Annotated in this window: 17 protein-coding genes; 16 read left to right on the top strand and 1 reads right to left on the bottom strand. The window is 69.0% G+C overall.

The genetic code is table 11. The features are described 5' to 3' along the window. Positions 1–22 precede the first annotated feature (22 nt). Positions 23–928, top strand: a complete 906-nt coding sequence (gene tesB, locus ABZ863_RS19895) for an acyl-CoA thioesterase II (RefSeq protein ID WP_358537612.1) — start codon at positions 23–25, stop codon at positions 926–928. Positions 929–932: 4 nt separating this feature from the next. Here tesB and ABZ863_RS19890 read toward each other — a convergent pair whose 3' ends face one another. Next, entirely contained in the window at positions 933–1,298 is a 366-nt protein-coding gene (locus ABZ863_RS19890) for a hypothetical protein (RefSeq protein ID WP_358537609.1), read from the bottom strand. A 191-nt stretch (positions 1,299–1,489) separates the two neighbouring features. Between ABZ863_RS19890 and ABZ863_RS19885 the strand changes: the two genes are divergently transcribed. The 15 genes from ABZ863_RS19885 (at position 1,490) to icmF (ending at position 19,601) form a co-directional block, all read left to right on the top strand. Next, the gene (locus tag ABZ863_RS19885; RefSeq protein WP_358537607.1) at positions 1,490–2,344 is read left to right on the top strand and encodes a helix-turn-helix transcriptional regulator; all 855 of its coding nucleotides are present in this window, start codon (positions 1,490–1,492) and stop codon (positions 2,342–2,344) included. A 28-nt stretch (positions 2,345–2,372) separates the two neighbouring features. Continuing rightward, entirely contained in the window at positions 2,373–2,582 is a 210-nt protein-coding gene (locus ABZ863_RS19880) for a DUF397 domain-containing protein (protein WP_358537605.1), read from the top strand. Positions 2,583–2,740: 158 nt separating this feature from the next. After that, positions 2,741–2,941, top strand: coding sequence for a hypothetical protein (locus ABZ863_RS19875; RefSeq protein ID WP_358537602.1), 201 nt, complete (start codon positions 2,741–2,743; stop codon positions 2,939–2,941). A gap of 55 nt (positions 2,942–2,996) precedes the next feature. Next, positions 2,997–5,999 carry an AAA family ATPase gene (locus ABZ863_RS19870; protein WP_358537875.1) on the top strand — a complete coding sequence of 1,001 codons (3,003 nt, stop codon included), beginning with the start codon at positions 2,997–2,999 and terminating at the stop codon, positions 5,997–5,999. 76 nt (positions 6,000–6,075) lie between these two features. Beyond that, positions 6,076–7,227 (top strand): acyl-CoA dehydrogenase family protein, encoded by a 1,152-nt coding sequence (locus ABZ863_RS19865; protein WP_358537600.1) that lies wholly within the window; start codon positions 6,076–6,078, stop codon positions 7,225–7,227. Positions 7,228–7,565: 338 nt separating this feature from the next. Then, on the top strand, positions 7,566–7,733 hold the full coding sequence (locus ABZ863_RS19860) for a hypothetical protein (protein ID WP_358537598.1): 168 nt from the start codon (positions 7,566–7,568) through the stop codon (positions 7,731–7,733). A 314-nt stretch (positions 7,734–8,047) separates the two neighbouring features. Beyond that, a complete protein-coding gene (locus ABZ863_RS19855) occupies positions 8,048–8,533 on the top strand; it encodes a helix-turn-helix transcriptional regulator (protein WP_358537596.1) in 486 nt (161 codons plus the stop codon). A 108-nt stretch (positions 8,534–8,641) separates the two neighbouring features. Continuing rightward, positions 8,642–9,478 carry a lytic murein transglycosylase gene (locus ABZ863_RS19850; RefSeq protein ID WP_358537593.1) on the top strand — a complete coding sequence of 279 codons (837 nt, stop codon included), beginning with the start codon at positions 8,642–8,644 and terminating at the stop codon, positions 9,476–9,478. Positions 9,479–9,499: 21 nt separating this feature from the next. Further along, positions 9,500–9,904 (top strand): hypothetical protein, encoded by a 405-nt coding sequence (locus tag ABZ863_RS19845; protein WP_358537591.1) that lies wholly within the window; start codon positions 9,500–9,502, stop codon positions 9,902–9,904. A 1-nt stretch (position 9,905) separates the two neighbouring features. After that, positions 9,906–10,256, top strand: a complete 351-nt coding sequence (locus ABZ863_RS19840; protein WP_358537589.1) for a DUF3817 domain-containing protein — start codon at positions 9,906–9,908, stop codon at positions 10,254–10,256. Positions 10,257–11,218: 962 nt separating this feature from the next. Continuing rightward, positions 11,219–14,644, top strand: coding sequence for a nitrate- and nitrite sensing domain-containing protein (locus tag ABZ863_RS19835; RefSeq protein WP_358537587.1), 3,426 nt, complete (start codon positions 11,219–11,221; stop codon positions 14,642–14,644). Next, complete coding sequence (locus ABZ863_RS19830; RefSeq protein WP_358537585.1) at positions 14,641–15,093, top strand: roadblock/LC7 domain-containing protein; 453 nt, start codon at positions 14,641–14,643, stop codon at positions 15,091–15,093. Before ABZ863_RS19835 ends, ABZ863_RS19830 begins: the two co-directional genes overlap by 4 nt. 7 nt (positions 15,094–15,100) lie before the next feature. Further along, positions 15,101–15,691, top strand: coding sequence for a DUF742 domain-containing protein (locus tag ABZ863_RS19825; protein WP_358537582.1), 591 nt, complete (start codon positions 15,101–15,103; stop codon positions 15,689–15,691). A 28-nt stretch (positions 15,692–15,719) separates the two neighbouring features. Then, the gene (locus ABZ863_RS19820; RefSeq protein ID WP_358537872.1) at positions 15,720–16,286 is read left to right on the top strand and encodes an ATP/GTP-binding protein; all 567 of its coding nucleotides are present in this window, start codon (positions 15,720–15,722) and stop codon (positions 16,284–16,286) included. Positions 16,287–16,364: 78 nt separating this feature from the next. Beyond that, complete coding sequence (icmF, locus tag ABZ863_RS19815) at positions 16,365–19,601, top strand: fused isobutyryl-CoA mutase/GTPase IcmF (protein WP_358537579.1); 3,237 nt, start codon at positions 16,365–16,367, stop codon at positions 19,599–19,601. Positions 19,602–19,633 lie beyond the last annotated feature (32 nt).

The raw sequence follows: 19,633 nt of genomic DNA, 5'->3' as shown, positions 1-19,633 counted from the left end.
CGCACCGTGTTGAATTCCGGGCATGACTGAGCTGGCGAAAGCCGCGGCATCCGGCCTGGACACCAATGCCGGGCTGGGTGGCCAGCAGGTGCTCGACCGCCTGGTGGCCCTGCTGGACCTGGAGAAGATCGAGGAGAACATCTTCCGCGGCGTCAGCCCGCCGCACTCGCCGACGCGGGTGTTCGGCGGGCAGGTCGCCGGGCAGGCTCTCGTCGCGGCAGGCCGTACCGTTCCCGTCGAGCGCAAGGTGCACTCGCTGCACGCGTACTTCATCCGTGCCGGCGACCCGAAGGTGCCCATCGTCTACGAGGTCGACCGCATCCGCGACGGGCGTTCGTTCACCACCCGCCGGGTCGTGGCCGTGCAGCACGGCAAGGCGATCTTCGCGCTGTCCGCGTCGTTCCAGCTCGACGAGGACGGGGTGGAACATGCCGAGCAGATGCCCGACGTGCCCGATCCGGAATCGCTGCCGACGCTGGCGGAGCGGACGAGGGACTTCGCCGATCTGCTCGGCCCGCGGGTGTTCCCGCGCCCCATCGACATCCGCTACGTCAACGATCCACCGTGGGCGACCAGGGCGACCGGGCAGCAGCCCGCGCGCAACCAGGTGTGGATGCGTGCCGACGGATCGCTGCCGGATACGCAGCTGCTGCACGTCTGCGTGCTGACCTACGCCTCCGACATGACCCTGCTGGACTCGCTGCTCGCGAGGCACGGGGTGTACTGGGACGTCGACAAGGTGCTCGGCGCCAGCCTGGACCACGCGCTGTGGTTCCATCGGCCGTTCCGCGCCGACGAGTGGTTCCTCTACGACAGCGCCTCGCCGACGGCGTCGGGCGCCCGCGGGCTCGCGACCGGCCGGTTCTTCAGCCGCGACGGCCGGCACATCGCGACGGTGGTCCAGGAGGGACTCATCCGCGTCCTCTGAACGGTCAGGCGACGAAGTTCAGATCCGGCTTGGTCCGCCGTTGGTGATGGTGACCCACCGTGTTCGGCTCGATGCGGGTGGCCTCGTCGATGTCCGGCCCGAGCGCGAGCTGGGCGGCCAGGTACGCCCGGCACGGCACGCGGCGACGCCTGCGGGTGAACAGCCGGAGGCGGCGGCCGTGACAGACGGTGCAGTGGCCACCGGCGTCGAGCCGGTGCTCGGCGAGGACGGCGCGCAGTGCGGCGACCACGAGCGTGCCCTGGTGCTGGGCGGCTCCGGCGCCGGCGTCGAGCAGGGAACGGGTGATGTCGTCCAGTTTGCGGTGAACGCTTGCCTGGAGGGGGTTGACGATGGGGTCACGCCGGTTCACGTGGTCTCCCGGGTTTCATGCAATGGAACTGTGCAACCACGAACGGTGACGAGCCTAGAACGCCGTCGTGCAAATTGCAGTCCACCGATCGGGCATTTCTCGGTGACCGCCCCGTCGGCAATGCGGTCGGCGTGCCCGAACCTGCTGGTTAGATGTGGCGCATGGTCCACGTCAACCGGAGGTGAGAACCCATGACTCGAGGGCACGGCCCGACCGTCCGCCGTCGCCGGCTGGCCAGCGAGCTGCGGCGGCTCCGGGAGGCGGCCGAGCTGACGATCGACGAGGTCTCCGAGAAGCTGGAGTGCTCGGCGTCGAAGATCAGCCGTATCGAGACCGGTCACGTCGGCGTCACCCCCCGGGACGCGCGCGACATGCTCGAACTCTATGGGGTACGAGGCGATGAGCAGGACGCTCTCGTCCAGCTCGCCAGGGAGGCGCGCAAGCGCGGCTGGTGGCACGCCTACAACGAGGTGTTCACCGGCACGTTCGTCGGCCTCGAGGCCGACGCCAGCTCACTGCGTGCGTTCCAGGCGCTGCTCGTGCCGGGGCTGCTGCAGACGCGGCACTACGCCCACGCGGTGATCAGGGCCATGCGGCCGGATGCCTCGGACACCGAGCTGGACCGCAGGGTCGAGGCGAGGATGGAACGCCAGCAGCTGCTGCGCGACCCGCACCCACCGGAGTACTGGGCCGTCATCGACGAAGCCGTTCTGCACCGTGCGGTCGGCGGTGCCGGCGTCATGGCGGACCAGCTGGCACACCTGGTCCGCATCGCGCAGCTGCGGCATGTCACGATCCAGGTCGTGCCGTTCGGCGCCGGGGCCCACCCGGGGATGGAGGGCCCCTTCCTCATCCTCGGGTTCCCGGAGCAGGCCGACTCTGACGTCGTCTACGTCGACAGCACGATGAGCGGGTTGTACCTCGAGGTCGAATCCGACGTACGCAGGTACGCCCTCATGTTCGACCATTTGCGCGCCGCCGCGCTGCCGCCGGAGGATTCCCTCCGCGTGATCGCGGAGGCAGCGCGAGGGTTCCAGACCGAGTAGGACACACCCGAGTAGAGGAGTTGGGGACATGGTGAACGAGGCCGGCCTTTCCGGGCTCGACTGGCGCAAGAGCACCTACAGCGGCGGCGGCAACGACTGCGTCGAGGTCGCGTTCACCTCCGACGGTGCGGTCGTACGTGACTCCAAGCATCCGGCCGCAGGTGCGCTGCGGTTGCCGGCAGCGCACTGGGAGGCCCTGCTGGCCGCGGCGCGTACCGGCGAACTCGACCTGCGCTGAGGTCACCGGCGGCCCCTTACCGCTTCGCCGCGCCTGCGCGGTGCGGGTAAGGGGCCTTCTGCGTACCAGCACGGCGTAAACGCCCAATGCCTGGCAACCCCTCTCAGTACGACGCTGGCCACCAGCACAGCGGTTGAGAACTGAGAGGGATGACTTCAATGGCAAGGGACTGGGCCTGGGACGCCCTGCACGCCGAGGTGTCGTACCGGGTCGAGGAGTTGCGCAAGGCAGGGAGGGGCAACCGGCCTGGCCGGGAACGGCGGTGGAGCCGCGGCCTGCGCCGACAGGTCACGGTGCCGCACCAGCGCACCGGCGCCCACGACAGCGATCCGGTGCGCTCCCTGCGCAGGACGCGCTGACACCGCGTCTGCCCAGGGCGAAACCATGGCGGGAATGTCGGTGGGGTACGAGAGAATCGCTCTCGTGCCCCGTCTTGGTTCCGGAATACCCCTGGTCGGCCGCGTCGATGAGCTGGCGCGGCTACGTGCTGCGCTCGCTCGCGCCGAGTCCGGTGAGGCCGCGGCGGTGCTACTGGCCGGTGATGCCGGGGTCGGCAAGACGCGGCTGCTGACCGAGCTGGTCGACCAAGCCTGCGGTGCGGGCGCGCTCGTGCTCACCGGACGGTGTCTGGACCTGCGGGAGGGCGGCTTGCCGTACCTCCCGTTCGCCGAGGCGCTCGCGAAGCTGGCCGGCGCGGCCGACCAGGTGATCGAGCAGGCGGTGCGGGCGCGGCCGGCGCTGAGCAGGCTCCTGCCGCAGGTGCCAGGGATCCCCGTGGCGAGCCAGCAGTACGAGCACGCGCCCGCGGCAGGTGACGACGCGCGTCCCCGGATCCGCACGGAGCAGGATCTCGGGCAGCTGCAGCTCTTCGACGCGGTGCTCGGCGTGCTCAGCGAGATCGGCGAGCACCGGCCGGTGGTGCTGCTGCTCGAAGATCTGCACTGGGCCGACGGTTCGACCCGCAACCTCCTGTCGTTCCTGCTGTCCCGGCTGCGGGCACAGCGGCTGCTGGTCATCGGCAGCTACCGCGAGGAGGACGTGCACCGGCGGCACCCGCTGCGCGCTCTGCTGGCCGAGCTGGTGCGCCTGCCCACCGTGGAGCGGATCGAGCTGCCTCCCTTCGGCGAGCCCGAGGCCAGGGCCTTCGTGCAGGCGCTGGTGGAGGAACCACTCTCGCAGGAAGTGGTGACCGAGCTGGTCGTCCGTTCCGAAGGCAACGCCTTCTTCGCCGAGGAGCTGCTCGCTTCGGGGCCCGCGTGCGCCGACCTTCCCGACGGGCTCGCCGACCTGCTGCTCGCCCGGCTGGAACGGTTGTCGCCGGACACCCGCCGGGTGCTGCGTGCCATCGCGGTCGCGAGCGACGGTGTCGCGCATGCCGCGCTGGCCGAGGTGTGCGGGCTCGGCGAGCTGGAGCTGGACGAGGCGCTGCGGGAGGCCGTTCATCACCACGTGCTGGTGATCGAGAACGGCTTCTACCAGTTCCGCCACGCGCTGCTGCAGGAAGCCGTCTACGGTGACCTCCTGCCTGGCGAGCGCACCCGGATGCACGCCGCCTACGCCGCCCGGATCCGGGCGAAACCGCAGGGCCGCGGGCACGACGCGCGGCTCGCTTATCACAGCATGCAGAGCAAGGACCTCACGACCGCGCTGGCGGCGCTGGTCCGCGCGGCCGACGAGGCCGAGCGCATCGGGGCCCCCGGCGGAGCGCTGCGACACGTCGAGCAGGCACTGGAGATCTGGGACGCGGTCCCCGCGGCGGATCGGCCCGCCGACTACACCGAGCTGCGGTTGCTGCTGGAGGCGTCCTACTTCGCCGGCACGTCGGGTGAGCCGGAGCGCGCGATCGCGTTCGCCCGCTCCGCCGTCGAGGCACTCACGCCGGGTGTGCCGCCTGATGCCGCGGCCATGGCGTGGCGCAGGCTCGCCGAGACACTGATGGCGCTCGACAGCATGTTCCCCGACTCGGTCGACGCGATCGGACGGGCGTGGGACCTGGTCGCCGAGGCCGAGCCGAGCCGAAGACGTGCGTGGGTGCTGGCCACCCGGGCGCAGGTGCTGCGCAACGACCAGCGGTTCGAGGATGCGCGCTGGAGTGCCGAGACCGCCGTCGCCGATGCCCGTGTGGCGCAGGCCGGTGGAGCCGAGGCCGCCGCCCTGATCACGTTGGGCGCGCTCGCCGACACCGCCGGCAACCCGGCAGAGGCAAGGCAGCGGCTGCGCGAGGCCGAGCGCAAGGCCGCCACGGCCGGCGCACCCGACGTGGAGCTGCGGGCGCTGTACTTCCATGCGCTCAGCTACGACGACCAGGCCGAGAACGCTCCAGCCATCGAGCTGTACCGGCGGGCCGTGGAACGCGCGGAGGAGACCGGCCTGACGTGGAGCTCCGTCGGACTGGGCGCGCGGTACCGGTACGTGTCGCTGCGCTACAGCAGCGGCGACTGGCCCGCCGAAAGCATGGAGCAGCCGAGGTCGACGGTGTCGAGCACGGTGACCGTGATGATGCAGGCCGCGTGGGTGCATTTCGTTGTCGCGCGTGGTCAGTTCGCCGAGGCCGAACGCCTGCTCGCCGATCTCCGTTCACAGTGGCGCTCCGATGTCTGGGTTGCGCTGGCCGCCAGCTCCGCCGGTGTCGAGCTGGCCCACTGGCAAGGCGACCATGCCGCGGCGATACGCCGGGCGAGGGAGGGCATCGGCTGGCTCGACGAGCTGGAGCCACGCATGCTGGGCGCGATCCGGATCGGTGCGCTGGGCATCGCGGCCACTGCCGCGGCTGCGGCACAGGCACGACTGCGCGACGACGCCGGGCGTGCGGCCGAGGCTGCAGCGGCGGGTAACGAACTCCTTGCCATGGTGCGCCACAGCGCCGAGACCGGTCAGCCGCGGACCGGCATCCTCGGCCCGGAAGGGCAGGCGTGGCTGGCCCGTGCGGAAGCGGCTGCGAGCGGACTGGACGGACCTGCCGACCCGGCGTTGTGGGCCAAGGCCGTGCAGGAGTTCGGTTACGGCGCCGTGTACGAGGAGGCCGTCTGCCGGGTGCAGCACGCGGAGGCCCTGCTCGCCGCGGGGGAGACTGCGCTGGCCACGGAGGAGCTGGTGGCCGCCCACGAGGTGGCGCAGCGACTGGCAGCGGCGCCACTGCGCGCGGCCGTGCGCGAGCTCGCGCGGCGGGCGCGGATCGGCCTGCCCGGGATCGCGCCTGCCCGGGACGCGCTCGACCCGCTGACCGACCGGGAACGGGCCGTGCTCGAACGGGTCGCGCTCGGCCGTACCAACCGGCAGGTCGGTGAGGAGCTCTACATCAGCGAGAAGACGGTCAGCGTGCACCTGTCCCGTGCGATGGCGAAGCTCGGCGCGAACCGCCGCACCGACGCCGTCGCTATCGCCTTCGAGCGGGGCCTGCTCACCAGAGCGGACTGATCGGCACGGGCCCTGGTCGACCTCGCCTCGCGGAGGTACATTCCGGTCGAAACCCGGACTTACAGGGAGGGCTGCTGTGCCGTTGCCGTCGCGGAGGAGCTCGTGGCTGGACGAGGACCTGGAGCAGTTCCGGGATCTCGCGAGAACCTTCTGCCACAAGGAACTCACGCCCCACCAGGAGCGCTGGATCGCGAACAAGCGGATCGATCGTGAGGTGTGGACGAAGGCCGGTGAGGTCGGGCTGCTCGCACTGTCCATTCCGGAGGAATACGGCGGTGGCGGTGGCACCTTCGCGCACGAGGCCGTGCTCTACGAGGAGCAGGCGCGAAGTGGTGACGGAGCCTGGGGTGTATCCGTCCACAATGGAATCGTGGCGCACTATCTGCTCGCCTACGCCTCCGAGGAACGGAAGAAGCGATGGCTGCCGAAGTTCGCCAGCGGGGAGTTCGTGGGTGCCATCGCGATGACCGAGCCAGGCACCGGATCGGACCTGCAGAACATCAGGACCCGTGCCGTACGCGACGGCGATGACTACGTCATCAATGGCGCGAAGACGTTCATCACCAACGGCTACCACGCGGACCTCGTCGTGGTAGCCGTGAAGACCGATCCCGATGCCGGCGCCAAGGGCGTGTCACTGCTCGCGGTGGAGACCTCCACACCGGGGTTCCGCCGGGGCCGCGTGCTGGACAAGGTGGGCCTGCGCGGCCAGGACACCGCGGAGCTGTTCTTCGACGACGTGCGGGTGCCGACGGCGAACCTGCTCGGCGGGCAGGAAGGGCTGGGCTTCATCCAGCTCATGCAGCAGCTGCCGCAGGAACGGCTCATCATCGCGGTCACCGCGGTGGCGGGCATGGAGGCCGCGGTGGAGCAGACGATCGCCTACACCAAGGAGCGGACCGCCTTCGACAGGCCCGTCTTCGCCTTCCAGAACACGAAGTTCACTCTCGCCGAGGCCGCCACCGAGGCGGCCGTGGCGCGCGCGTTCGTCGACCAGTGCATCGAGCGGCACCTGCGGGGTGAGCTGGACGTGCAGGGCGCCGCCATGGCGAAGCTGTGGACGACGGAGCGGGTGAACAAGGTCATCGACGACTGCGTGCAGCTGTTCGGCGGATACGGCTACATGATGGAGTACCCGATCGCCAGGGCATGGGCCGACGCTCGCATCTCGCGGATCTTCGGCGGTACCAGCGAGATCATGAAGGACATCATCTCGCGGACGCTCTGAGCGTTGGGGGGGTGGTGGTTGGGTGACGGGTGGGCACAGCAGCGCGGAGCGTTTCGTTGGGGGGCGGTGGTTGGGTGACGGGTGGGCACAGCAGCGCGGAGCGTTTCGTTGGGGGGCGGTGGTTGGGTGACGGGTGGGCGTGTCGGAACGCCTGCCGTTGCTTGCTGCGGCCTAGAGTGAAACCTGATTCACGACCTACGGGCAGTCACCGCAGCCGCCCGTTCGCGTGATTACCCGTCAGGATGTCCGGTGGTAGGGCATCATGGCGGTGTATTGGCGGGGAAGGACAGCGGTCGCCGTCATCAGTGCGGTACCGCCGAGAGGAATCGGATGGAGCTATGACGCCGGGTCTCAAGAAAGTCCTCATCTTCGGCGTCGTCGCCCTCGTCCTGTTCTTCTTGATCACCCGGCCCACCGACTCGGCTGACGCCGTGCAGACGGCGCTGGGCTGGCTGCGGGATGGCGCCGAAGCCATCGTGACGTTCGTGCAGAGCCTCTTCTCCTGACCCCAGAGCGCGCCGGCCGGCATCGCGAAACGCGATGCCGGCTGTTTTGCTGCGCTCTGACAGGGCAACTACGCAAAGTAACAAAACGCCGCCGAAGGCACTGTTACTCGACCATCCGGGTGGATTCAGGGGGTTAAGACCCTGGTCAACGAATTCCTCGCCCCGAGGGTCTGGCGCAGTGGACGTTCGCTCTCATACGGTGCTCACATTGCGTGATCAGCCGGTTCCCAGGCAGCACGCTCGACATCTCGAACAACGTTGCTCGACCAGTCTTTTGCGATAACGACAGCAGTTGCGTTGCAGAGGAGGCAGGGATGCGAGATCCCGGAGTTGACGCGATGATCCAGCAGTGGACATCCGAGCGTGAGCAGAGCGCGGAGGACCGCGAGATCAACCGGATCGCGTCGGCGTGGCTGGCTGAGGCGCCGCGACCCACCCCGGGCATCCCGGGGCAGCGCAAGAGCAGCGGCTCGGCGAGCTGGGCTCCGGTGGACGTCGCCGATCCCGGTTACCTCGCCGCGATGCGGATGCGCGTGCCCGATGCCCCTGAGGAGCTGCTCAATGCGGCCGCCGGCTGGTGGCAGATGATCGGCGACGTCAGTGAGGCGGAGGCCTGGTGGAACGCGGGCATCAGCCCCCTCGACCAACGGGCACTCGACTACCGGGCCGCCGGGCTCACCCCCGCCGACCTGAGCAAGCGGCTCGGACCGCTCACCGTGCTGGAACACCTGCGCCGCGGTAGCGCCCCGGCGTGGTGCGTTGCGCGGCTGGCCCGGCAGCGTCGCGACGCTGTGAGCTGATCGGACCTGAGCATGGCGTGCCGTTCGCCGATCGCGGCACGCCATCACGCTAGCCTCCGCTAGCTCGTTGTCAGTGCGACACGAGATCGGCTGTATGGAGGCCCAGCGGTGCGGGATCCGGGGACGCGTATTGCGGAGCGTCCAGGCCGAGCGGCCCTGGTGCGACTGCTCGTCATCGTGTCCGTGCTCGCGATGGCCGCGGGTGGTGTCTGGCTCGTCGCCAGGGCCGTCGAGCCGGAGGCGAGCCCGACCACCACCGAGATCCCCGCACTCGACGTGGAAGCGGTGACGGTGGAACCGGGCTCGGCCGCCCCGTCGAACGACACGCTCACCGGGACCCAGCCCAGCCGGCAAGACCAGGCGGGCAATGGGAATCCGCTCGCCGACTGGGCCGAACGCACCGCCACGATGACCGGCGTTCCGGCTCGGGCGCTCACTGCGTACGGCAACGCCGAGCTGGCAATGCGGGAGTATCAACCCGGGTGCCGGCTGTCGTGGGCGACACTCGCCGGCATCGGCCGGATCGAGTCCGATCACGGCCGCTACGGTGGCGCGGTCCTCGGTGCCGACGGCAGGCCGTCGGCACCGATCATCGGCGTCCCGCTCGACGGTTCCCCTGGCGTGCGGGCCATCCCGGACACCGACGGAGGACGGCTGGACGGCGATGCCGTCTACGACCGGGCGGTGGGCCCGATGCAGTTCATCCCCAGCACCTGGGAGCGGTGGGGCAGTGACGGCAACGGTGACGGCGTCGCCGAGCCACAGCAGCTGGACGACGCCGCCCTCTCCGCGGCCAGGTACCTGTGCGCGAACGGGCGGGACATGGCCGGCGCCGAGGGCTGGTGGGCCGGGGTGATCTCCTACAACAACTCCGTCGAGTACGCACAGAAGGTCTTCGGGCTCGCCGACGCCTACGCCAGGCAGGCCCAGGGTGCCAGTTCCTAGGCTGGTGCTAGCGTCGAGAGCGTGTCCACGAGCTCCTCGACCGCCCGCCGGCTCGCGATTGTCGGCGTGTGTGTCCTGAGCCTCGCCATTTGCTGCGGTCTCGCGTGGTGGCAGTGGGGGCGGTACACCTCCGCGGGCGGAACCTTCCAGAACCTCGGTTACGTCCTGCAGTGGCCCCTCTTCGGTCTCTTCCCCGCGTTCATGTTCTGGCGCCTGCGCCGGCTGCACCAGCAGGCCAACGCGAAGGCCGAGACGCCCGCGGCGGAGCAGAGTGGCGATGTCGAATGGGGACACCGGCCTGCCGAGGTCCCGGCGCCCCGCCCCGCCGCGCCCGCGGTGGCCGGCGGCGGCGACGAAGACGCGGAACTGGCCGCCTACAACAGGTATCTGGCGGAGCTGCACGCCCGTGATCAAGAGGTGAAATGAGATGGTGACGACCGACCGCGACAACACGACCGCGCCCGCCAAGACCCCCCTTCGGGGTCCGCTGCAGCGCTTCCGGATCGCGGCCTTCGCCACTGGTATTGGTCTGCTCGGCCTGTGCTTCGTGATGGTGCTGCGTTACGGCTTCGGCAACCCGGGCCCCTCCGCGGTGTGGTCGCCGATCCACGGCGTCATCTACATGGCCTACCTGGTGCTCGCGGTGGACCTCGCGCTGAAGGCGCGCTGGTCGGTGAAGGGGACCGTCGGTGTTCTGCTCGCCGGCTGCGTCCCGTTCCTCTCTTTCTACGTCGAGCACATGGTGAACCAGCGCGTCACTGCCGGCCGCAAACTCTGACAGAAAACGCAGGTGAACGGCCCGCGTCGGAATTGTCACCGCGGTGTGCCGAATTCGAACGGGACGCCGGCCTGAAAAGAAGTCGGCCGGTGTCGAATGTGTATTCCCACCGCTAAGACAATGTGAACGCGGAAAGTGAATTCGTGCCAGCGTGCGGCTGGGTCCCTTCCTGCCCGGTGGCGCGACGGCTCCCGGCGGTCCCGCCCGCTGTGAGTTGCTGCGGGCGGGCAGTTCGCGGACCGGGCAGCAGACGGCGATTGCCCGGTCGTGCCCAGGAAACCGTCAGCGCAGGGTCACCCGTCCTGATGCTCGTCGAGGTGGCTTTTGGACACTGTGTCAGAGCCCTTTCCAGGCTAAGGAGTGAAACACTTCGACGTAAATTCTTGCGCACACTTACTGTGAGTAGCGCGGGATGCGGAAGGCCCGGAGAGGACGTCGGCTACGCGCTGTCTTTCCCTAGGTCACGCAAAGGTGACGATCCGCTGGCCAGAGCTGGAATCCTGTCAGGAAGGCCGGCGCCTCGCCGTTCGGCGACGCCACATGATCGGGGACACTTTGGGGTATTCACTCCACCGTGGCAGCGTGTCTGCTACGCCGTTCGGGGGTCCGTTCGGGTGTCCGTTGCTCTATGTGGGTGACGCTTGATGGCTCCATGTCGATGAATACCGTAACCGAATTGCGCCGGACTCAACGCGGATGAGCGAATGAGCGGCCCGCTGGGCTGCCGAAATCGGTATTTCTGCTGGTCACGGTCCGAAGATCGACAGAATTCGCCAAGTACCCGATTGGTGTACGCTTTCGTCACCTCGACCGATGTCAATCCGGCATCACTACGCCTGGAAGCTGCGCAGTTCGCATGATGCGATGCGCGGCGCCCTCCGGGCTTGACACGGTCGCGCAGACGTAGACGACGGGCCACATGCTGGTCAAACAGTGAGCGAGCCGGAGGAGGAGTCACCTTCGTGACCGTTGCAGGAGAAGGCCAGGTGCCCGTGGGCAAGCTCCTCGGTACGCCGGCCCCGAAACCGTCGACGTGGCGGACTCTCGTGCGATGGCGTGACTGGAGCCTGCCCGTCAAGCTGGGCGCCGTCACGCTCGTCCCCATTGTCATCGCGCTGGTACTCGGCGGCATTACGTTGACCAACCAGCTCGAACGCGCTGACAGGTACGACCGCGTCGCGCGGCTCGCCGAGCTGAACGCGACCGCCCGGACGTTGCTCGACAGCCTGCAACGGGAGCGCACGCAGACCGCCACGCTGCTCACGGCGGGCTCGGGTGTCGACTCACCGGAGCTGCGCGCCACGCGTGGTGAGGTCGATGGTGCCGTGGAGCCGATGACGGCCGCGGCCGAGCTCGAGGGCGGTATCGCCGAGCCGCGGCAGGCCGTCAGCGACCAGCTCGGCAGGCTGGGGAGCCTGCGGGACCAGATCAACGCCGGTCAGGTCGGGCCGGTGCAGGCGATCACCGAGTACACGGCGATCACGACGGCACTGCTCAACCTCGACATCGCGTTGGTCTCCGGTATGGGTGACGACGGGATCGGCGGTACGCCCAGCGCGCTGCACGACCTGCTCGTCGCCAAGGAAGAGGTGTCGGTCCAGCAGGGGCTGATCGCGTACGGCATCGGCCGCGGCGGTCTGGCACCAAGCGAGTTCAACCAGCTGCGGACCTCCGATGTCCGGCTCACCGACCGGCTCGCGGAGTTCCGCACGGCGGCCACGCCTGCGCAGCGGCAGGAGTACGACTCACTGGTGCGCGGTGAGGCGTTCGACAACCGCGATCGAGTGGTCCGGACCGTGCTCGCCGAGCAGGACTCGGGCAACGGCACCAGTCTCGGCTCCGTCTCGGCGCAGCAGTGGGCGGACACCTCGGGTGCGGTGTACTCGGGCCTGGGTGAGGTGGGCAATCGGCTCGGCAGCCAGCTGAGTGGTACCGCGGGCGAGTTGGCCGACAGCGCCGGCACTCGGGTCCTCGTGCTCGCGATCGGGTTGATCGCCGCGCTGGTGCTGGCGGCATTAGTCGTGTTCTTCATTTCGCGGCAGCTGTTGCGCTCGCTGAAGGTCCTGCGCACGAGCGCGCTGGAGGTCGCCGACAAGGACTTGCCGGCCGCGGTGCAGACCATCCAGGAAGGCCGTTCGCAGAGCACCGAGATCCGGCCGGTCCCGGTGGCGACCAACGACGAGATCGGCCAGGTTGCCCGTGCGTTCGACGCGGTGCACAGCCAGGCGCTGCGGCTGGCCGCCGAGCAGGCGAGCATGCGGACCGGCTACGCGAGCGTGTTCGTCAACCTCTCCCGCCGCAGCCAGAGCCTGGTCCAGCGCCAGCTGCAACTCATCGAGCGGCTCGAGCGGGACGAGGAGGACGCCGACCAGCTGGCGACTCTCTTCCAGCTCGACCACCTGGCCACCCGGATGCGGCGGAACAACGAGAACCTCATGGTGCTCTCCGGCGCCGAGCCGGGCCGCCGGTCGGGACAGCCGGTCAGCGCCACCGACGTGCTGCGGGCCGCGGTGTCGGAGATCGAGCAGTACCAGCGCGTTGTCGTGCGTACCCCGCCGCAGGTCCGCGTCGTGGGCTACGCCGCGGGCGACCTGATTCGCCTCGTCGCGGAGCTGCTCGACAACGCGACCGCGTTCTCCGCCCCGGAGACGCAGGTGACGGTGGCGACCCGGGTCCTGGAGGACCGTTCGCTGTCGATCGACATCATGGACCGCGGCATCGGCATGAACGAGGCCGAGGTCACCGAGGCGAACGCCCGGTTGACCGAGGCCGGTTCGGTGGATCTGGCCACCTCGCGCCGGATGGGCCTGTTCGTGGTCGGCCGGCTTGCCAGCAGGCACGGTTTCGGCGTCGCACTCCACGGTGGCAGGGACATCGTCGGCGTACGGGCGACCGTCTCGGTGCCGGCTGAGCTGGTGATGGACCCGCAGGGCCAGCAGCCGCCCGCGCCGCAGCAGACCGCCCAGACGCCTGCGGTGCCCGGTCAGCAGACCGCCCAGACGCCTGCGGTGCCCGGTCAGCAGACCGCCCAGACGCCTGCGGTGCCCGGTCAGCAGACCGTTCAGGCGCCCGCAGCACCGAACGGACTGCCGCGCAGGCAACCGAACGGCACCAGCCGTCCTGGTGTGCTGCAGAGCTTCGCGCAGGGTGGTACTGCTCAGCTGCCGCCGCCGTCGGACAGCGAGGTGTCCGGAACCGCGCTGTTCACCCCGATCGGCCGCGACGAGCCGCTGGCCGACCAGTCCCGTACGCAGCCCGTTCAGCACCCTGCCCAGGCACCACAGCAGGCCCAGCCACCACAACAGCCATCACAACAGTCGGCCCAGCCGGACAGCGCTGCCGGGTCACGCGGCGGTGAGCTACCGCGGCGCGAGCCACGGCAGAACCGGCAGGCGGCCCCGGAGCCGGCCCCGTCGAATGCGGCAGAGCAGACCGCAGCCGCCGGCCAGCAGACCGAACCGGTCAGCGGCAAGGAGCTGTTCGAGGCCAACAGCACCGCGGTGAGCGACTGGTGGAGCGCGGCGACCACGGCGAGCGACGCCGAACGCAAGGTCCGGCAGAACGCGGACATGTCGGAGACGACGCCGATCTTCGACGAGACCCTGTCCGCATGGTTCCGCAGTGTCACTGAGCCGGGTGCGAACGTCGACAAGCTGCCGGAGGGCGGCTGGGACTTCGCCGCCGACGAGCGGTGGCGTGCGGTCCGGGCGGTGTCGCAGTCCGCTCCGGCGGACTTCACCAACGCGGGCCTGCCGCGCCGCCGCCGTGGTGAACAGCTGCTGCCGGGCAGCGCGGCCCCCACTGCCAAGGACGTGCCTGCGAAGGAAACCGAGGACAAGCCACTGGTGCAGGCCAGGGACGCCGTGGATGTCCGGAGCAGGCTGAGCAGCTTCCAGCAGGGGGTGAGTCGCGGCCGCAGGCACCGCAAGCCGGAGCCGGAGGCCAAAGAAACCCCGGTACAGGGCTCAGGTCTGCCGCAGCGGCGGCCGAAGAAGAAGACGGGCGCTCCGGCACAGTCGGCACAGTCGCCGGACACCTCTCAGCCCACCGAGCCGGCAGTGACCGGGGGGCAGGCGAACGCAGGCAGCGTGGCACCGGCCGCGGAATGGGCGTTCGCCGCCGACGAGGGGTGGCGCACGGTACAGGCGGCGTCGGGATCGGCGCCGTCGAGTTACACGGCGGCCGGGTTGCCGAGGCGTCGCCGTGGTGAGCAGCTGCTGCCGGGCAGTGTGTCGTCGCAGCGCTCGACGGAGAGCCGTCCGCGGACCGAACGCGATCCCGCGGACGTGCGAGGCAGGCTCAGCAGCTTCCAGCAGGGAATTCGCCGAGGCCGGCATCGGACCGCTCCGGCGACCGAGAGCAGTGAAGAGAAAGTGGAGGGTGAATGACCGCGCCGGAACGGGCTCAGCCCCAGCAGAATCAGTTCGGGTGGCTGGTGAACGACTTCGCCGAGCGAGTGCCCGGGGTGGCACACGCGGTGGTGGTGTCGGCGGACGGGCTCCTGCTCACCGCATCGAACCGCCTCCCGCTCGACCGGGCCGACCAGCTCGCCGCGGTGGCTTCCGGACTGGTCAGCCTCACGCAGGGCGCCGCGCGCTGCTTCGAAGCCGGTGCGGTCAACGAGACGGTCGTGGAGATGGAACTCGGCATCATGGTGCTGATGTCCATCAGCGATGGTTCGTGCCTCGCCGTCCTCGCCGCGCCGAACTGCGACATCGGCCAGGTGGCCTATGAGATGACACTTCTCGTCGACCGGGTCGGGCAGATCCTCACGCCCGAGCTGCGTGCTCAGCTGCAGGGCGCGGCCGGTCCGCTGATCGGCGAACCGGTCGGATGATCTTTCGATGAGCACGGGGCCTGAATTCTCCGGCGAAGAGGAGGGGAGTACGTTCGCCGACGTGCTCAACGGCTTCGCGTTGAGTTCCGGTCACGGCCGTCATGAGCGTGAGAAGCCCAGGGACGACCCCGGTGAACACAACGGCCGGGCAGTACCACAGGCGCAGCCGCCGCCAGCGGACGAGCGCGCCGACACCCGGTACACGACCGGAGAGGAGCAGTCTGTGTCAGCCGAAGCCATCCCATTGCATCCAGCGGAGGAGACCGGGTTCGTGCGCCCGTACGCCATCACCGGCGGACGGACGAAGGCGAACTACCCGTTGGAGCTCGAGACTTTGGTCTCCACCCGAGAGGCCGCTTTGCTGGTGGTGCCCGACCAGATCGAGCACCAGCTGATCATGGAAGAATGTCGGACTCCACGTTCGGTCGCCGAGATCGCTGCGGTGCTCCGTGTCCCGCTCGGCGTGGCGCGGGTCCTGATCAGTGACGCGGCGGACACGGGGTTGGTCACCGTGCACAAGACCATCTCCGGTGACGAGGGTGCCGAAGCGCATTTGATGTTGATGGAAAGGGTTTTGAGTGGACTCCGTCGGCTTTAAGGCACCGCGCGATGCCGCGCCGAAGACGATGACGTCGGCCAAGATCGTCGTGGCCGGAGGTTTCGGGGCGGGAAAGACGACCTTCGTCGGGTCGGTGTCGGAGATCGTGCCGCTGACGACCGAGGCGATGATGACCGACGCCAGCACCGGCATCGACGACCTCGAAGCGACACCCAACAAGGCCACGACGACGGTGGCCATGGACTTCGGCCGGGTCTCCCTCGACGAGGATCTGATCCTGTACCTCTTCGGGACACCAGGCCAGCAGCGCTTCTGGTTCATGTGGGACGACCTGGTGCGCGGGGCGATCGGTGCGGTGGTGCTCGCCGACACCCGGCGGCTCGCCGACTCGTTCGCTCCCGTCGACTTCTTCGAGGACCGCGGCCTGCCCTACATCGTGGGTGTCAACACCTTCGACGGCGTGCTGCAGCACGACCTGGCAGACGTGCGTGAGGCCCTGTCGATCGACCCCAGTATCCCGATCGTGCGGTGCGACGCGCGTGACCGCGAGTCCACCAAGCAGACGCTGATCACGCTGGTGGAGTACGCCATGCGGCAGTGGATCGCGATGCGTCCGGCGAACCCGGTGGGCTGAATCGATCAGCTTCGGTGAGACACCCGTCACGATAGTGCTTGGGTTTAAAATAGTAGGAAGCCCAAGTATTTTGGAGGCATGACCTCCGAACTGCACCGGCCTGCGCACCCCGTCCGGTTCGTGACCGCCGCGAGCCTCTTCGACGGTCACGACGCGTCCATCAACATCATGCGGCGGATCCTCCAGTCGCAGGGTGCCGAAGTCGTCCACCTCGGGCACAACCGCTCCGTGGACGAGGTCGTCACCGCGGCGATCTCCGAGGACGTGCAAGGCGTTGCCATCAGCGCCTACCAGGGTGGGCACGTCGAGTACTTCACCTACCTGGTCGACCTGCTCCGTGAGCGTGGCGCCGGGCATATCAAGGTGTTCGGCGGTGGCGGCGGTGTCATCGTGCGCGAGGAGATCGAGCTGCTGCACTCGCGGGGGGTCGCGCGGATCTTCTCGCCGGACGACGGGCTCCGAATGGGCCTTCCCGGCATGATCAACTCGATGATCGAGGCCTGCGACGTCGACCTCGCCGCGCAGGAGTCCGGCGCGGTCGAGCAGCTGCTCGCCGGGGATGTGCTCACACTCGCGCGGACGATCACCCGGCTGCAGCAGCAGGTTCTGCCGGCGGAGTGGCTGACCCAGCTCCGGGAGGCGGCCGGCGCGCGCACCGTGCCTGTTCTGGGGATCACGGGCACCGGTGGGTCGGGAAAGTCCTCTCTCACCGACGAGCTGATCCGGCGCTTCCGGCTCGACCAGGAGGACAAGCTCCGCATCGCCGTGCTCGCGATCGACCCGACCCGCAGGCGGGGCGGTGGCGCGCTGCTCGGCGACCGTATCCGGATGAACTGTCTCGGCGGCGACCGCGTGTTCTTCCGCTCACTGGCGACCCGCACCGCGGGCGGCGAGATCCCGGCAGGGCTCGACGACACGATCCTGGCCTGCAAGGCGGCTGGCTACGACCTCGTGATCGTGGAGACGCCGGGCATCGGCCAGGGCGACGCAGGCATCGTCGACCACGTCGACCACGCGCTCTACGTCATGACACCCGAGTTCGGCGCCGCCTCGCAGCTGGAGAAGATCGACATGCTCGACTTCGCCGTCGCCGTCGCCATCAACAAGTTCGAGCGCCGCGGGGCCGAGGACGCCCGCCGTGACGTCGCCCGCCAGTTGGTGCGCAACCGCGAGGAGTTCGGTGCTGCGCCCGAGGACATGCCCGTCTTCGGTACGAGTGCCGCTACGTTCAACGACGACGGAGTCACCGCGCTGTACCAGTTCCTGCGGGATCTGCTCGCCACTGACGGCCTGTCGGTGTCGGCGGGTGTGCTGCCGCGGGTCGAGGGCAAGGTGTCGACCGACCTCAGCACGATCATCCCGCCGCAGCGCATCCGCTACCTGGCCGAGATCGCCGGGGTGGTTCGCGGCTACCACGAACGGACCCGCCAGCAGGTCGACGCGGTGCGCAGGCGTGAGCACCTCGCCGCTGCGCAGGATGCGCTGGCCGCGGAGGGCGCTGACACCGCGGCGCTGGACCGGTTGCTCGCGCAGGCAGAGTCCGATGTGGACACGGCGACCACCGCATTACTGGAGCAGTACACCGAGCTGGCCGAGTCCTATCGCGGTGAGGAGCTCGTCGTGCAGGTGCGCGACCGGGAGCTGCGCACGCAGCTGTGGCGCGAGACTTTGTCGGGCAACCGGGTGCCCCGGGTCGCCCTGCCGCGCTACAGCGAGCCGGGTGAGCTCGTGTCGTTCCTGCGCCGTGAACATCTGCCGGGGTACTTCCCTTACACGGCAGGCGTTTTCCCGTTCAAGCGGGAGGGTGAGGACCCGGCCCGGATGTTCGCGGGTGAGGGCGATGCGTTCCGTACCAACCGCCGGTTCAAGTACCTGTCGGCCGAATCGGAGGCCAAGCGGCTGTCGACGGCGTTCGACTCGGTGACGCTGTACGGCTTCGATCCCGCCACTCGCCCTGACATCTACGGCAAGGTCGGCACATCGGGCGTGTCCATCGCGACGCTGGAGGACATGAAGGCGCTCTACGACGGCTTCGACCTCACCGCGCCGAGCACGTCCGTGTCGATGACGATCAACGGGCCCGCGCCGACGATCCTGGCCTTCTTCCTCAACGCCGCGATCGACCAGCGCACGGACGCGTTCCGCGCCGAGCACGGCCGCGAGCCGACGGCCGAGGAGGCCGCCGGGATCCGTGACTGGACGCTGCGCCAGGTTCGTGGCACGGTGCAGGCCGACATCCTCAAGGAGGACCAGGGGCAGAACACCTGCATCTTCTCCACTGAGTTCTCGCTGCGGATGATGGCCGACATCCAGGAATGGTTCATCCAACGGGAAGTGCGCAACTTCTACTCCGTGTCGATCTCCGGCTACCACATCGCCGAAGCCGGTGCGAACCCCATCTCGCAGCTGGCGTTCACGCTCGCCAACGGCCTCACCTACGTCGAGTCGTACCTGGCGCGGGGCATGGACATCGACGACTTCGCGCCGAACCTGTCGTTCTTCTTCTCCAACGGTATGGACGCCGAGTACTCGGTGCTCGGCCGAGTCGCGCGGCGGATCTGGGCGGTGGCCATGCGCGAGCGCTACGGTGCCAACGAGCGGTCGCAGAAGCTGAAGTACCACGTCCAGACCTCGGGGCGGTCGCTGCACGCGCAGGAGATGAGCTTCAACGACATCCGCACGACACTGCAGGCCCTGTGCGCGCTCTACGACAACGCCAACTCGTTGCACACCAATGCCTACGACGAGGCCATCACCACGCCCAGCGAGAGCTCGGTGCGCCGGGCGATGGCCATCCAGATGGTCATCAACAAGGAATGGGGCCTGGCGAAGAACGAGAACCCGCTGCAGGGATCGTTCATCATCGACGAGCTGACCGACCTCGTCGAGGAAGCGGTGCTCACCGAGTTCGACCGGATCTCCGAGCGCGGTGGCGTGCTGGGTGCCATGGAGACCGGCTACCAGCGCGGCAGGATCCAGGACGAGTCGATCCACTACGAGCGGCTCAAGCACGACGGCTCGTTGCCCATCGTTGGTGTGAACACGTTCCGTAACCCCCATGCTGCCGAGGACGAGGTGGAGGTGGAGCTGGCGCGGGCGACCGAAGCGGAGAAGCAGTCGCAGCTGGAGCGGCTGGCCGACTTCCAGCGCAGGCACCACGACGAAGCGCAGCAGGCACTCAAGGAGCTGCGCGAGGCCGCTACCCGCGGGGACAACGTGTTCGGGGTGCTGATGGACGCCGCGCGGGTGTGCTCGCTCGGGCAGATCACCGAAGCGTTCTTCGAGGTCGGTGGCCAGTACCGGCGCAACGTCTGACGCCGCCGCGGCGCCTGGCCGTGATCATCGTG

It is taken from the genome of Saccharomonospora sp. NPDC046836 (assembly GCF_040645195.1).
Taxonomy (GTDB): Bacteria; Actinomycetota; Actinomycetes; order Mycobacteriales; family Pseudonocardiaceae; genus Prauserella_A.
Note: the sequence above shows the minus strand (reverse complement) of the source record. Positions and strands in the feature narration are given on the sequence as shown.

Coding starts and splice junctions, on each gene's coding strand:
- ABZ863_RS19830 (WP_358537585.1), top strand. CDS start 14,641: ATGACCGCGCCGGAACGGGCTCAGCCCCAGCAGAATCAGTTCGGGTGG.
- ABZ863_RS19885 (WP_358537607.1), top strand. CDS start 1,490: ATGACTCGAGGGCACGGCCCGACCGTCCGCCGTCGCCGGCTGGCCAGC.
- ABZ863_RS19855 (WP_358537596.1), top strand. CDS start 8,048: ATGCGAGATCCCGGAGTTGACGCGATGATCCAGCAGTGGACATCCGAG.
- tesB (WP_358537612.1), top strand. CDS start 23: ATGACTGAGCTGGCGAAAGCCGCGGCATCCGGCCTGGACACCAATGCC.
- ABZ863_RS19825 (WP_358537582.1), top strand. CDS start 15,101: ATGAGCACGGGGCCTGAATTCTCCGGCGAAGAGGAGGGGAGTACGTTC.
- ABZ863_RS19880 (WP_358537605.1), top strand. CDS start 2,373: ATGGTGAACGAGGCCGGCCTTTCCGGGCTCGACTGGCGCAAGAGCACC.
- icmF (WP_358537579.1), top strand. CDS start 16,365: ATGACCTCCGAACTGCACCGGCCTGCGCACCCCGTCCGGTTCGTGACC.
- ABZ863_RS19840 (WP_358537589.1), top strand. CDS start 9,906: ATGGTGACGACCGACCGCGACAACACGACCGCGCCCGCCAAGACCCCC.
- ABZ863_RS19875 (WP_358537602.1), top strand. CDS start 2,741: ATGGCAAGGGACTGGGCCTGGGACGCCCTGCACGCCGAGGTGTCGTAC.
- ABZ863_RS19860 (WP_358537598.1), top strand. CDS start 7,566: ATGACGCCGGGTCTCAAGAAAGTCCTCATCTTCGGCGTCGTCGCCCTC.
- ABZ863_RS19820 (WP_358537872.1), top strand. CDS start 15,720: ATGACGTCGGCCAAGATCGTCGTGGCCGGAGGTTTCGGGGCGGGAAAG.